The following is a 13,051-nucleotide window of genomic DNA, read 5'->3' as shown; positions in this document are numbered from 1 at the left end:
GTAGATATTCAAAGTCTGTAAAGTCTGTAAAATAAGAGAGGATGAATCAGAGATGATTAACGGATTATTTGATGCAAAAGTATGGGAACAGGCCTGGAAGGAAGATCCCAAGGCAATGGCCAACAAGTTCAAAGCAATGGGAATGAACCCGCACACCAGCTTCGATCATAAGGCGAAGGTGTTTAATGAAGAGGTGTTCAGCAGCGCGGGGAGAGACAGAAGTGAGCGGATTATCAGCTGGATGGAGGGCCAGGGAGTAGATTTCAAAGGGCTGACTGTCCTGGATGTGGGCGCGGCTTCTGGCGGCTTCACCGTACCTTTTATCGAGAGAGGGGCCAAGGTAACAGCAGTAGAGCCTAACATTCCACTGTCTGAACTGTTTCTGCACAACACCGCAGGCTACGCCCCTGGTCAAGTGGAACTGGTGCGCGAACCGTTTGAGGATATTGATATTGCGGCAAAAGGCTGGCTGAACGCCTTCGATCTTGTATTTGTGTCCATGTGTCCGGCGGTATTTGACTGGGAGAGCACGGAGAAGGTCATTAGCTGTGCCCGGCAATACTGCTATATCAGCACATCGGCGGGGGTTCAGGAGCATAGCCTCATGAATGAAGTGCTGCCTCTGCTGACGGGCCGGGCAGTGCATGCGGAATCTTCGGATATGGCCTACCTGATGCAGCTGCTGTATTTGAAGGGGTATTCCTATGAATCGATTGTGACCCGCGAGACGAAAAGCAAGGAGCTATCCGTTGAAGCTGCGCTTGCTGAAGTAATAGAGATGCTGCCTATGCATCATTTGGACGGGAAAGAGGCTACCCTGAAGGTCGTCACGGATTATTTGCATACTGCTTATTCTGATCAAAAGGTAGTGATACGCCAAGGCGGACGGTTCGGCAAGGTACTGATTAAGCTGCAGGATCTCAATATGTACAGCAGAGCAGCTGCAGCCAAGCAGTAAATCACAACAGCATATATACATGACATTGTCTTTCCATAGAAAGATGCTATCATAGAGAGTAGATCCCCACGCGGGATCTATTTTATTATTTGGGAGGACTGAGGGCTATGAGGTTGAGTAAGCGTATTTTCGAGCATGACCTGATGAAGAAAGTGGGTGAAATCTACTATGAGCCATAGTCTCGTTACGATTTCCCTGCGCCAGGAGCTGGTGCAGCAGCTGGTCTATCTCGATGAGCATAAATTTGTTATTCTGGACCGGGGAACATGGGAGTCACCGGCCGAACGGGCGGAGATTCAGTCCCTGATCAGGAAGTATCAGGAGGCGGTGGAGCAGATTCTGTCCGGCGGGGATGAAGCGCTGGAGCAATCCACTGTTCTGGTCGGGTCGCGGGTATCGCTGCGGATCGGTCAGGAAACGCTGAAGGATGCCTATAGAATCGTAATTCCCGGTGAAGCCGAGCTGGATGAATTCTGCATCTCCCTCTGGTCTCCGATGGGCAGGGGGCTGATTCTGGCACGTCCCGGCGATACCGTCACAATCCAAACCCCGTTTGGCAGCGATGAAGTGCTGATTCTGGATAATGTGTATGATTGAACGGGCAGGAAGTGCAGTAACTGTCTAGGGCGGTTAATAAAAAAAGGCGAAAATCAGTAGAGCAGCGATCCTCCAATAACGCGAGGATTGCTGCTCTGTTTTAAGATTGAAGATACGATTCCCGCTTAAACAGCGGAGAGGACAGAACGATTGTGTAAAAGCGGCAGCGGTCGCCTTTGTCCCCGGATTTTCACCGCTAAGGAGAATGAATAAAATCTGGGGACAACAGCGATTGGAACAACGGTCTGTTCGCGGAGCGTCCTCACCAGCGCCCGGGCGGTGATTACAATTCTTCGATTTCCCGCAGCCAGAGTGCAGCGGAAGCATCACTCGGCATGCGCCAGTCGCCGCGCGGCGAGAGGCTGACGGTACCCACCTTCGGTCCGTCCGGCAGGCAGGAGCGCTTGAACTGCTGGGTGAAGAAGCGGGTGATGAACACCTTCAGCCAAGCGACCAGCTGCTCCTTAGGGTAGGCCTCACCGAAAGCGTGCTGCGCAAGGTAGAGCATTTTGCCGGGAGAAGCCCCTGTGCGCAGCATGTAATACAGGAAGAAATCATGCACAATGTAGGGCCCCAGAATATTCTCGGTGAGCTGGACGATCTCTCCGGTTGCCGATGGCGGCAGCAGCTCCGGGCTGATTCCGGTCTCGATGATGCTGTACAGGAACTTGCCCACCGTCTCATCGGCTTCATGATCCGCATACCAGGCGACGACATATTGGATCAGTGTCTTCGGAATGCCTGAATTCACGCTGTACATCGACATGTGGTCGCCGTTATAGGTACACCATCCTAGCGCCAGCTCGGATAAATCGCCGGTTCCGATGACAATGCCGCCGTTTTTGTTGGCGAGATCCATCAGAATCTGCGTACGCTCCCGGGCCTGGACATTCTCATAAGTCAGGTCATGCACATCTTTGTCATGGCCGATATCCTCGAAGTGCTGGAGGCAGGCAGCCTTGATATCAACGACCTTAAGCGAGGCGCCGAGCGCTTTGATCAGGCCGACGGCATTGTCGTAGGTCCGGTTCGTCGTGCCGAAGCCAGGCATCGTGACGGCAAGCACATCGCTGGCCGGACGCCCGAGCAGCTCCATAGCACGCACAGCTACCAGCAGCGCAAGCGTAGAGTCAAGGCCGCCGGAGATGCCGATTACGGCTTGCTTGGTGCCGATGTGACGGATACGCTTCATCAGGCCGGAGGTCTGGATGGAGAGGATTTCCTGACAGCGTTCGTCGCGCTGCAATGGATTGCCAGGGACAAACGGATTGACACCTACTGTACGCTTCAGCTCCCGCTTACTATTCTCGCGGACTGGAGAAGTGAAGAGCAGCTCGCGGTAATTGCGGCCGCCTTTGCCGGCCCGGAAGGTGCCCATCACGGTGCGGGAATACTGAATCCGCGGCAGGTCGATGTCGGCGGTGATCATCCGGCTCTCGTGGGTGAAGCGTTCAGACTCGGCCAGCAGCTGGCCGTTCTCCGCGATCAGCGAGTGCCCGCCGAAGACAACATCCGTTGTAGATTCACCGGTATTGCAGCCGGCATAGACATAACCGGCCACACAGGAAGCAGACTGGCTGCCCACCAGCTGGCGGCGGTAATCGGCCTTGCCTACCAGCTCATTGCTGGCAGACGGGTTGAACAGCAGCGTGGCCCCGGCCTGGGCCAGGAGACTGCTTGGCGGAACAGGAACCCAGAGATCCTCGCAGATCTCAACGCCGAAGGACAAATTCCCGTTACTCTCGCAGGCAAAAATCAGATCATTACCGATCGGTACTACAGCTCCGCCGATCCGAAGTTCTGCCACTTCCAGCTCTTCAGCTCCCGCGAACCAGCGCGGCTCATAGAATTCGCTATAACCGGGAATGCAGGTCTTCACGACAATCCCGAGAATATGACCCTGCTGGATGACAGCAGCGCAGTTGAACAGTCGGCTCTTGATGGAGATAGGCAGACCGGCAATAACGATCATTGTATATTCTGCCGTTGCGGCAGTAATCCGGAGCAGAGCCTCCGTGGCGGCATCCAGCAGCTTGGGCTGCAGGAACAGATCCGCACAGGTGTACCCCGTGATGCATAGTTCCGGGAGTACCAGGTACTCCACCTCCTGTGCCGCGGCATTATTTATCACTTCAATAATTTGTTCGGAATTGAATACGCAGTCGGCCACCTTAAGCTCGGGGGAAGCGGCAGCGACTCGCGCGAATCCGTGATTCTGCATGCATTTCACCTGTCCTTTACCTGTCCTTTAGTAGAAGTACACTATCTAAATATTGTACCCATGAAATGGCATCGGTAACAAGCGGGGATTTGCAGCAATAAGCAGCAACCGAACGGGACGCGCTTTTTGATAGATTAGGAAATCACAGCATTGGCAGTTGGCAGGAGTGAGTGTGGTGGCGTTGGCGGCAGGCAATAGGTGGATTTTCTCCACTTGATCATGAACGGAGGCGCATTTGCCGGGCAGCTGCTAATTTCAATGCGGGATTCAGCCGGTACCTTACCATTAATTTTTGGGGTGGACTAACGGACCGGGGGGCTCCCCTTCTCAAATCCATAATCTCTTTCCACCTTGCAGATTCTTGTTTTATAGGTCAGATACCAGTCCGCAATCCCTTTGCTCTGGGCGACCAGATGCCGTTCGTTGTGCTTCCATTGCTGGATAGCTTCGAGCGAATCCCAATAAGAGACGGTGATACCTAGACCTTCTCTGGCACTTTCTGCTCCGAGAAATCCAGGCTGGGCGGCTGCGAGTTTATCCATTTCCTCGGCCATCTCCGCATATTGGTTATCCCCGTCTGTCCGTTCAGATGTGAAAATCACGGCATAATAAGGGGGCTCTGGTGTGTTGGCAATTTCACTCATGACTTTCCCTCCATTTGATTGGAATGTTGCTATTTCATTTATCTATTTTATTATCTAATTCTTTATCTATAGTAGTGTATCTATGATCCGGATGTATAGCCTGGCGGACGAACCGGCCTGTCAGAGCTGCTTGAAGCAAGCGCCGGTCCACAGAAGCGGGATGTCAGGGAAGGGATTATGCAGCGGTAAGACAACGGGCGGAGGAGCAAAATCCGCGATTGAAGCCACGGGCCTGCTCGCTGCGTTTGCGTGCACGCTGGTTTTGGGGTAGAATTTTGCCGAGAAGAAGGGAGGGCATGTACATGCCGTTAACAGGAAAAGAATTGATCGAGGAAGTCCGGGCGACCGAGGTGCCCTATGGCTGTCTGGCCGTCTGGTTTCTGGGACAAGCCAGTGTGATTATCAAAGGGGCAGAGGTGACCGTTTATATTGATCCTTATGTCTCTCCTGACCCGGACCGGACGTTCCCACCGCCGATTCCGCCTGCGGAGATTACCAATATGGACGTATGTCTGATCACCCATGACCACTCGGATCATCTGGATGAGCGGGCATTGCCGATGCTTGCAGAGCACAATCCCGCAGCCCGGTTCATGGCTCCGGCGGTCTGCCTGGAACGATTGCAGGGACTAGGAATACAGAAGGAGCGCCTAACCGCAGCATTGCCTGCTCACGCAGCAGAGCCTGCACCCGGCCTGCAGGTGTTCCCTGTTGCCGCAGCGCATGAACAGCTGGAGCGCGATGAACAGGGAAACCCCAAGTATGTCGGCTACATCCTGCAGCTGAATGGGGTCATGGTGTATCATGCCGGAGATACGGTTCTGTTCCCTGAGCTGATTGAGGAAGTCGGCAGCCGGAAGATTGATCTGGCGCTGCTGCCGATTAACGGCCGTGACTACTACCGGGGAAGCCGCAATATTGTCGGCAATATGAACTACCGGGAAGCGGCGGAGTTTGCGGCGACCAGCGGGTTTGAGACGGTCATTCCACTCCATTATGACCTGTTCGCCGGAAACGCTGAGAATCCGGGATATTTCGTCGATCACCTGTACCGCCACTTCCCGGAGCAGAAATTCCATATGATGGCCAGAGCCGAACGGTTTGTCTATGTATCGGCGCAGGCTTTTAAGAACAGCACTCCAGACTCCAAGTAAACGCATTCATAAAATCAGCCCGATTTCTTGAATACCATCCACAAAAGCGAAATCAGACACACACCGACGGCGGCGAGAACCGGCGGAAACCACAGTGGAGCGGAGGTTGCAGCAATCTGGATCATCCCCATTCTGTGGTTCACCTCCTTCCGGTGCAGAGTGTGCACTACTGCAGCGCAGGATAGAGCAAAGACACCTGATATTTGCTTAAGAATTCAATCCATTCTTCGGACGGCCGCTGATCGGTGACGATATAATCGACCTTGTCGAAGCTGAACAGCCGGATGAAGGCGATCCGGTCGAACTTGGAATGGTCGGCCAGGAGCACAACTTTGTTCGCCTGCTGCTGCATCAGCACCTTGAGTTCGGTCTCCGCTTCGTTCGAATCACTGAGTCCGCCGGTCATGGAGAGCGCCTTGCAGCTGAAGATGGCCACATCCACATTATATTTCAGGATCGTCTGCGACGCCGTCGGCCCTACAAAAGAGCTGGTCTCCGGCCCCAGGATGCCTCCCGTAGAAATGAGCTTCTGTCCGGAATGCTGGAACTCTGACAATACCGCCAGGGAATTGGTGATGATTGTCAGATTTTTTTTGTCCTCCACGATTCTCCGCAAGCCTTCAAAAGCTGTTGTGCTGGTATCAGTCATCACACTGTCCCCGTCACTAATCAGCTCCAGCAGACATGCGGCAATCATCCGCTTCGCTTCAATGTTGACCTGATGCCTATGGGAGTAGGAGGGGTCCTCGTTGGTATGGGCGTTCAGAATCGCCCCGCCGTAATTCTTCTTGGCAATACCCTCTTTATCCAACCGGTCGAGATCACGCCGGATGGTCTCCTCCGATACACCAAATTTCTGCGCCAGGTCCGCTACGTGAACCTTCTTATGCCTGTATAGCTCGTTGATTACCAGATCCCGCCGTTCAAAAGCCTTCATCCCGTTGCCCACCCTTGATTAAATAGTTCTAGCCATAGTATATCAACTAGTTTACTACATATTTCTGCAAAACTTAAATAATTAAAACGGGTATAATCCCACACTGCATTTGAATTATATCACACAATACCACATAAATATCAAATAAAAAGTGTGGAATATTGTTGACTTTATGGGTTTAGAAATCTATGATGGAGAAGAAAATAATTAGTCGGCGGAGGATGCCCATAGTTTGCAGACATTTGCGGGCTGTATTTGATAGCGCTTACTAATCGGAGTATGCAGCTCCTATGTAATTATTTTATCCATTATTCATTCCGGGGAGGAACAGCAGTGACAGCAAATTATCCGAAGATTGGCATCCGGCCTACGATTGACGGCAGAAGACGCGGGGTGCGTGAATCGCTTGAGGCCCAGACGATGGGCATGGCGGAGCGTGTGGCAGCATTTCTACAGAAGAATTTATTTTATCCGGACGGTTCGCATGTGGAATGTATTATTGCCGATTCTACTATCGGCGGTGTGAAGGAAGCTGCTGCGGCGGCGCAGAAGTTCGCGGGTGCAGGTGTAGGCGTATCGATTACGGTGACACCGTGCTGGTGTTACGGATCGGAAACGATGGATATGGATGCCTCCATTCCGCATGCGGTCTGGGGATTCAACGGAACGGAACGCCCGGGGGCGGTATATCTGGCAGCAGTGCTGTCTGCTTATGCGCAAAAGGGTATTCCGGCCTTCGGCATCTACGGCGAGGATGTTCAGGAATCCAGCAGCGAAGAGATCCCGGCGGATGTGCAGGCCAAGCTGCTCCAGTTCGCGAAGTCGGCACTTGCAGCTGCACTGATGAAAGGGAAGTCTTATCTGTCGATGGGCTCCGTATCTATGGGGATCGCCGGTTCCATCGTCAACGAGCAGTTCTTCCAGGAGTACCTCGGCATGCGCAATGAGTATATCGATATGTCTGAATATGTCCGGAGATTCGAGGAAGGGATCTATGATCCTGAGGAATTTGGGCGGGCGCTGGCCTGGGTGAAGGACAACTGCCGGGTGGGCGCGGACAATAACCCGCAGCATCTGCAGCTCAGCGAAGAAGTGAAGGAAGAGCAATGGGAGACCTGTGTCAAAATGGCGCTGATTGCCCGCGATCTGATGATCGGCAATCCGGAGCTTGCGAAGCTTGGCTTCGAGGAAGAAGCAAACGGTCACAACGCTCTGCTGGGCGGCTTCCAGGGCCAGCGTCAATGGACGGACCATTTCCCGAACGGTGATTTCATGGAGACGATTCTTAACTCCTCGTTCGACTGGAACGGCAGACGGGCGCCTTATATTGTCGCGACCGAGAATGACAGCCTGAACGGGATCACGATGCTGTTCAATTATCTGCTGACGAATACGGCGCAGATTTTTGCCGATGTCCGTACCTTCTGGAGTCCGGCTGCAGTGAAGCGTGTGACCGGATACGAGCTGGAGGGGGCAGCGGCAGGCGGTCTGCTGCATCTGATTAACTCCGGTTCAGCGGCACTGGACGGAACCGGTGAGCAGAGCATTGACGGCAAGCCGGCGATCAAGCCATTCTGGGACATCACGGATGAGGAAGCGGCTGCCTGTCTCGCACAGACCCAGTTCCGCCCGGCCTCGCAGGAATATTTCCGCGGGGGCGGCTTCTCGACAGACTACCTGACCAAGGGCGGAATGCCGGTCACCATGGCCAGGCTGAATCTGGTTAAGGGCCTCGGGCCTGTGCTCCAGCTGGTGGAAGGCTTCACGGTGGAGCTGCCGGGAGAAGTGCATGATACGCTGGATCAGAGAACGGACCCTACCTGGCCGACAACCTGGTTCGCACCTAAGCTGACAGGCAAGGGCTCGTTCCAGTCTGTATATGATGTGATGAACAATTGGGGCGCCAATCACGGAGCGATCAGCTACGGGCATATTGGAGCCGATCTGATTACACTGGCCTCGATCCTGCGGATTCCGGTCAGTATGCATAACGTGGAGGAATCGCGTATTTTCCGGCCGCGTGTCTGGTCGCTATTCGGCACAGAGGATCTGGAAAGTGCTGACTACAGAGCCTGCCGTAACTTTGGGCCGCTCTACTAAATCTTCAAAATGAAGCGGGTGCGGAGAACATGGGCGAAGAGATAATCAAGCTGCTGGCCATCGATCTGGGTGCCAGCTCCGGCAGGGTCATGCTGGGAACGTATGCTGGAGGGAAGGTGGAGGTGGAAGAGATCCGCCGCTTCCCTAACGGGCCCGTAGAGGCTGACGGGCAGTTGTACTGGGATGTCCAGCAGCTGTTTCATGAGATGAAGCAGGGGATTCTGGAGGCCGTGAAGTCCCGCGGCCCATTGCAGTCTATAAGTGTCGACACCTGGGGAGTCGACTATGGCTTCCTGGATGCAGAGGGAGAACTGCTGTACTCCCCGCATCATTACCGGGATCAGCGGATGGAGGGGATTGCTTTGGCGTTGGAGACTGCCCTGCCCCCTGAGGAGCAGTTCAGGCTGACGGGCAACCAGTCCAGTCCGATTAATACGGTGTATCAATTATTTGCCGATCTTCAGGCTAATCCGGAGCTCCGGGGGAAGGCGAGTCAGCTGCTGATGATGCCTGACCTGTTCAATTATATGTTCAGCGGCACAGCTGTGGCGGAGCAGACCATCTGGAGCACCAGCGGCCTGCTGAATCCGGATTCGTCTGCTCCGGCAAGCGAAGTGCTGCGCAGGCTGGAGCTCCCGGTGGAGCTGGTTCCCCGGCTGGTGCCGGCAGGCACTGTAATTGGCGAACTTCGGCCAGGCTTGCAGGAAGAGCTTGGTTCCGGCCCGCTCAAGGTCATTGCCGGGGCTTCGCACGACACAGCTTCCGCTGTGGCTTCCATCCCTTACGGACTTGGAGGCTTCTCCAGTCCGGCAGGTTCCGCCGCCTTCATCAGCTGCGGAACCTGGTCGCTGGCCGGGCTGGAGACTGCGGAGCCCGTACTTAGCGCCGAGGCCGCCGCCTACGGCTTCACCAATGAGAGCTGCTTCGGCGGCACGAACCGCCTGCTGAAGAATATCACCGGCCTGTGGCTGCTGCAGGAGACCCAGCGCGGCTGGGCAGAAGCGGGAGAACCGCTCAGCCATCAGGAGGCGGCAGAGCTTGCTGAGGGGCTGGACCGGTCGACAGCGCGCATAGCCGTTCTGGACCCGAACGATCCCCTCTTCAGCACCCCGGGGGATATGCCGCTGCGGATTGAATCGTATTGTATCCGCACAGGCCAGCCTGTACCGCAGAGCCGGGCTGAGATCATCCGCACCATTCTGGAGAGTCTGGCCCAGTCTTACGCCAGCACGATCCGTGAACTGGAGACACTTACAGGCAGCCCGGTCAGCTGCATTCATATGGTCGGCGGAGGCATCCAGAACAAGCTGCTGTGCCAGCTTACAGCGGATGCCACAGGCAAAGAAATCATTGCCGGACCGGTAGAGGCAAGTGCAATCGGCAACGTATTGGTGCAATTGACGGCACTGGGAGCGATTGAAGCATCCGAAGCCAGAACAATTGTAGCCCGTTCCAGTGCCCCTGTCCGGTATCAGCCGGCTTTATCAATTATCCATAGCGATCAAGGAGGACAATGATGAATACGAAGGAAGAGGAATTGCGCCGGCTTATCTGTGATATCGGCCGCAATCTGTTTAATAAGGACTTTATTGCCGCCAATGACGGCAACATCTCGGCACGGCTGTCGGCTACAGAGGTAATCACCTCACCAACAGGAGTCAGCAAAGGCTATCTGCAGCCGCATATGCTGGTCAAAGTGAATCTGCAGGGAGATATCCTTGAAGCTGCGGAAGGCTACCGGCCATCCACAGAAGTGAAGATGCATCTGAAGATTTACAATGAGCTGCCGCAGATGGGCGGTGTAGTTCATGCACATCCGCCATATGCGACCGCTTTTGCCATCAAGGGTGAAGCGCTCGACAAGATGATGATGCCTGAGTCTGTGATTGCCATGGGGGACATTCCACTGGCGGTATACGGGACGCCTTCAACTGAAGAGATTCCGGATTCGCTAATCCCCTTCCTTGGCAAGAAAACCGCTGTACTGCTGGAAAGTCATGGTGCCCTGACCTGGGGCAAGGACGTAATGAGCGCATACATGAATATGGAGCGGCTTGAGTATACAGCGAAGCTGACCTTCCTGACCCGGATGATTGGCGGGGAACGTGAGCTGCCACAGCACCGGATCGAGGAACTGGTAGCTTTGAGATCATTCTACGGCATGTAAGCTGCTTCGACTCAGAAATGAAGGAGGATGCTTATGCTCAAAAAAATACCCAAGCTGCTCTCCCCCGAACTGGTCCGTACCCTGATGGAAATGGGCCATGGGGATGAGCTGGTTCTCGCAGATGCTAATTACCCGGGCCATGGGCTTCATTCAAGAGTGCTAAGAGCAGACGGAATCGGTATTCCCCGGCTGCTGGATGCCATCCTGGAGCTGCTCCCGCTGGATCATTATGCCCCGGCCCAGGCCGCATTCATGGCTGTAGTGGAGGGAGACCCCACGGTTCCGGTGATATGGGAGACGTATAAGGAGATCCTGGCCAAACATGACGCTGCGGCTCAGGTAGAGTTTGAAGAGCGTTTTAAGTTCTATGACCGCTCGAAGCGGAGTTATGCCATCTTAGTTACTGGAGAAGAGGCGCTGTACGGGAATATTATTCTCAAAAAAGGCGTAATTCCGCCTGATGCCGGGGTATAAAGGTTCAAGTCTGCTTAATGTCGCAGGATAAAGGATACACACTTAGGACCGGAGCGAACGACCGATTACTGTTAATTGCTCATTTCTAGTATTGAACCAGCCCCTAAACCGGATTCAATATAAACAAGTGCCCCGTACGCTATATGGCCGGGGCACTTGTTCATATTTCGTTATACATCCTCCGCAGCAGCTCTGCACTGCCGCACATATGCTCTTCGGGGGTGCTCTCCAGCAGGCCCTGAATATGGGGACGCTTATATTTCATGTAATGGAGCAGCGGAGCGAAGTTCAGTTGTCCCTCTCCTGCTGGGACGATCTCAATCCTGCCGTCCCTGAGCGTGAAATCCTTCAGATGCAGAACGGCAATCCGGTCACCCAGCAGCTCAAGAGCCTCTGCAACAATACTCTCCTGCTGTAAATAGTTATCCGGCGTTATCAAATTAGCGGCATCGAATATAACCTGCAGATTATTGGAGGCCACTTCGTCCAACAGCCTTCTGGTCAGCTGAGCCGTATGAAGCGGGTGGTTAATCCCTGCCTCGATGCCGACCGTTACCCCGAAACGCTCTGCTTCCGCAACCATTGCTTTAACAGAAGCCACAACTTGTTCAAAAGCTTCCTCCGTGAAATTATCCGGCGTATATCCATTTCCAACACTGCCTGTCTCGGTACCTACCAGACTCGCCCCGAAATCACGGGCCAGCCGCAGATGGGCATGAAAATCGTTCAATGCCTGTGCGCGCCGTTCGGGATCAGGATCGATGATGTTTACATAGCAGCCGAGCACGGCAATCCTGATGCCGGCCTGCCTGAAGGCTTCGCCATAATAGGCAGCCGTTCCGGGACTGAGTGCGCTGAGTCTGGGCGCACTCTCCGGAAAGGACTTATGCAGCGCGAACTGAACAGAGGAGAAGCTGTACTCTTCCAGCTTCTGAATCAGCTGCGGCAAAGGACACGGGTTGAAATCATGGGCGCGGACGCCGAGATGAAACGGAACGGTCATATGGTTTACTCCTTTGTTCTGCAATTTTCCCGCAAATAAGGCCGCCTGTGTCCGCAAAGGCACATGGCGGCCAATTTGAGTCATCAAGTGAAGCGGCTTACTTGCGCTATACCCGCAAGTAAGGCTGCAGTGCTGAGAGTCCCGCAGTCTGTTCCATTGCTTCCGCAACCAGCGAGGCGATCCGCTGTGCGCCAGCCTGCGAGAAATGAGTGTCATCCGCGATCCCGTCCGGGTAGTTGGGATGACTGCCCGGCGGCAGATGCATGAACAGCTGTATCGAAGCGTGTACTCCCATTGAGCGATAGAGCTGCTGGGAGGAGGCGAAGATATCGAGCAGCGGTGTTCCGGTCTCTGCTGCAACTTCGCGCATGGCCTGCGGATAAGGTCCAACAGCCTCAGGATCAGGGTCACCCTCCGCTGTGAAGCGGCGGCGGCTCACAGAGGTTAACAGCAGCGGGAACCCGCCGCGGCTGCGGGCGGAATCGATGAACACCTTGAGATTCTGGCGGTATTCGGTATCCGGATCCGTATAACGCGCCGGATCTTCGATCTTCTGGTCATTATGCCCGAACTGGATCAGCAGGAAGTCTCCAGCCTGGAAGTCCTGCTCGATCTTTGCAAGCCTGCCTTCAGCCAGGAAGGAGCGTGTGCTCCGTCCGTTCACTGCCCGGTTTTCAATCCGCATCTCCTGTCCTACATGCCTGTGCAGAAATTCTCCCCATCCGGTCATCGGCGATTCGGAGGCCGCCTTCCGGGCTGCGGTAGAATCGCCGGCAATATAAATAGTTGGCATCTT

The 13,051-nt window shown here is 54.5% G+C and carries 12 protein-coding genes; 7 read left to right on the top strand and 5 right to left on the bottom strand.

Going from position 1 to position 13,051, the window contains the following annotated elements; translation table 11 throughout:
- Positions 1-52: 52 nt before the first annotated feature.
- Both R50912_RS22525 and R50912_RS22520 read left to right on the top strand, forming a co-directional pair.
- Positions 53-958, top strand: coding sequence for a class I SAM-dependent methyltransferase (locus R50912_RS22525; RefSeq protein WP_042238037.1), 906 nt, complete (start codon positions 53-55; stop codon positions 956-958).
- A 168-nt stretch (positions 959-1,126) separates the two neighbouring features.
- Positions 1,127-1,555 (top strand): GreA/GreB family elongation factor, encoded by a 429-nt coding sequence (locus R50912_RS22520; RefSeq protein ID WP_042238035.1) that lies wholly within the window; start codon positions 1,127-1,129, stop codon positions 1,553-1,555.
- A gap of 283 nt (positions 1,556-1,838) precedes the next feature.
- Here the strand turns inward: R50912_RS22520 and R50912_RS22515 are convergent, their stop codons facing one another.
- Positions 1,839-3,776, bottom strand: coding sequence for an NAD(+) synthase (locus tag R50912_RS22515; RefSeq protein WP_042238033.1), 1,938 nt, complete (start codon positions 3,774-3,776; stop codon positions 1,839-1,841).
- Positions 3,777-4,078: 302 nt separating this feature from the next.
- On the bottom strand, positions 4,079-4,420 hold the full coding sequence (locus tag R50912_RS22510; RefSeq protein ID WP_042238030.1) for an antibiotic biosynthesis monooxygenase family protein: 342 nt from the start codon (positions 4,418-4,420) through the stop codon (positions 4,079-4,081).
- Positions 4,421-4,722: 302 nt separating this feature from the next.
- On the opposite strand from R50912_RS22510, the gene R50912_RS22505 reads away from it, so the two are divergent.
- Positions 4,723-5,574 (top strand): MBL fold metallo-hydrolase, encoded by an 852-nt coding sequence (locus tag R50912_RS22505; RefSeq protein WP_231637689.1) that lies wholly within the window; start codon positions 4,723-4,725, stop codon positions 5,572-5,574.
- A 166-nt stretch (positions 5,575-5,740) separates the two neighbouring features.
- On the opposite strand, the gene R50912_RS22500 is transcribed toward R50912_RS22505, so the two are convergent.
- Complete coding sequence (locus R50912_RS22500) at positions 5,741-6,511, bottom strand: DeoR/GlpR family DNA-binding transcription regulator (protein WP_042238027.1); 771 nt, start codon at positions 6,509-6,511, stop codon at positions 5,741-5,743.
- 333 nt (positions 6,512-6,844) lie between these two features.
- On the opposite strand from R50912_RS22500, the gene R50912_RS22495 reads away from it, so the two are divergent.
- The 4 genes from R50912_RS22495 to fucU are packed head-to-tail and all read left to right on the top strand — an operon-like array spanning position 6,845 to position 11,252.
- Complete coding sequence (locus R50912_RS22495; RefSeq protein ID WP_042238025.1) at positions 6,845-8,611, top strand: L-fucose isomerase; 1,767 nt, start codon at positions 6,845-6,847, stop codon at positions 8,609-8,611.
- A 29-nt stretch (positions 8,612-8,640) separates the two neighbouring features.
- Positions 8,641-10,128 carry a rhamnulokinase gene (locus R50912_RS22490; RefSeq protein WP_042238023.1) on the top strand — a complete coding sequence of 496 codons (1,488 nt, stop codon included), beginning with the start codon at positions 8,641-8,643 and terminating at the stop codon, positions 10,126-10,128.
- Positions 10,128-10,778: a class II aldolase/adducin family protein gene (locus tag R50912_RS22485; protein WP_042238020.1), complete on the top strand. Its 651-nt coding sequence runs from the start codon at positions 10,128-10,130 to the stop codon at positions 10,776-10,778. Before R50912_RS22490 ends, R50912_RS22485 begins: the two co-directional genes overlap by 1 nt.
- Positions 10,779-10,811: 33 nt before the next feature.
- The gene (gene fucU / locus R50912_RS22480) at positions 10,812-11,252 is read left to right on the top strand and encodes an L-fucose mutarotase (protein WP_042238018.1); all 441 of its coding nucleotides are present in this window, start codon (positions 10,812-10,814) and stop codon (positions 11,250-11,252) included.
- 160 nt (positions 11,253-11,412) lie between these two features.
- Here the strand turns inward: fucU and R50912_RS22475 are convergent, their stop codons facing one another.
- Complete coding sequence (locus R50912_RS22475; protein WP_042238017.1) at positions 11,413-12,255, bottom strand: sugar phosphate isomerase/epimerase family protein; 843 nt, start codon at positions 12,253-12,255, stop codon at positions 11,413-11,415.
- Positions 12,256-12,361: 106 nt separating this feature from the next.
- Entirely contained in the window at positions 12,362-13,048 is a 687-nt protein-coding gene (locus R50912_RS22470; RefSeq protein ID WP_042238015.1) for a rhamnogalacturonan acetylesterase, read from the bottom strand.
- Positions 13,049-13,051 lie beyond the last annotated feature (3 nt).

This window comes from Paenibacillus sp. FSL R5-0912 (assembly GCF_000758605.1).
In the GTDB taxonomy this organism is placed as follows: Bacteria; Bacillota; Bacilli; order Paenibacillales; family Paenibacillaceae; genus Paenibacillus_AQ.
Note: the sequence above shows the minus strand (reverse complement) of the source record. Positions and strands in the feature narration are given on the sequence as shown.

Coding starts and splice junctions, on each gene's coding strand:
- R50912_RS22525 (WP_042238037.1), top strand. CDS start 53: ATGATTAACGGATTATTTGATGCAAAAGTATGGGAACAGGCCTGGAAG.
- R50912_RS22520 (WP_042238035.1), top strand. CDS start 1,127: ATGAGCCATAGTCTCGTTACGATTTCCCTGCGCCAGGAGCTGGTGCAG.
- R50912_RS22515 (WP_042238033.1), bottom strand. CDS start 3,776: ATGCAGAATCACGGATTCGCGCGAGTCGCTGCCGCTTCCCCCGAGCTT.
- R50912_RS22510 (WP_042238030.1), bottom strand. CDS start 4,420: ATGAGTGAAATTGCCAACACACCAGAGCCCCCTTATTATGCCGTGATT.
- R50912_RS22505 (WP_231637689.1), top strand. CDS start 4,723: ATGCCGTTAACAGGAAAAGAATTGATCGAGGAAGTCCGGGCGACCGAG.
- R50912_RS22500 (WP_042238027.1), bottom strand. CDS start 6,511: ATGAAGGCTTTTGAACGGCGGGATCTGGTAATCAACGAGCTATACAGG.
- R50912_RS22490 (WP_042238023.1), top strand. CDS start 8,641: ATGGGCGAAGAGATAATCAAGCTGCTGGCCATCGATCTGGGTGCCAGC.
- R50912_RS22485 (WP_042238020.1), top strand. CDS start 10,128: ATGAATACGAAGGAAGAGGAATTGCGCCGGCTTATCTGTGATATCGGC.
- fucU (WP_042238018.1), top strand. CDS start 10,812: ATGCTCAAAAAAATACCCAAGCTGCTCTCCCCCGAACTGGTCCGTACC.
- R50912_RS22475 (WP_042238017.1), bottom strand. CDS start 12,255: ATGACCGTTCCGTTTCATCTCGGCGTCCGCGCCCATGATTTCAACCCG.
- R50912_RS22470 (WP_042238015.1), bottom strand. CDS start 13,048: ATGCCAACTATTTATATTGCCGGCGATTCTACCGCAGCCCGGAAGGCG.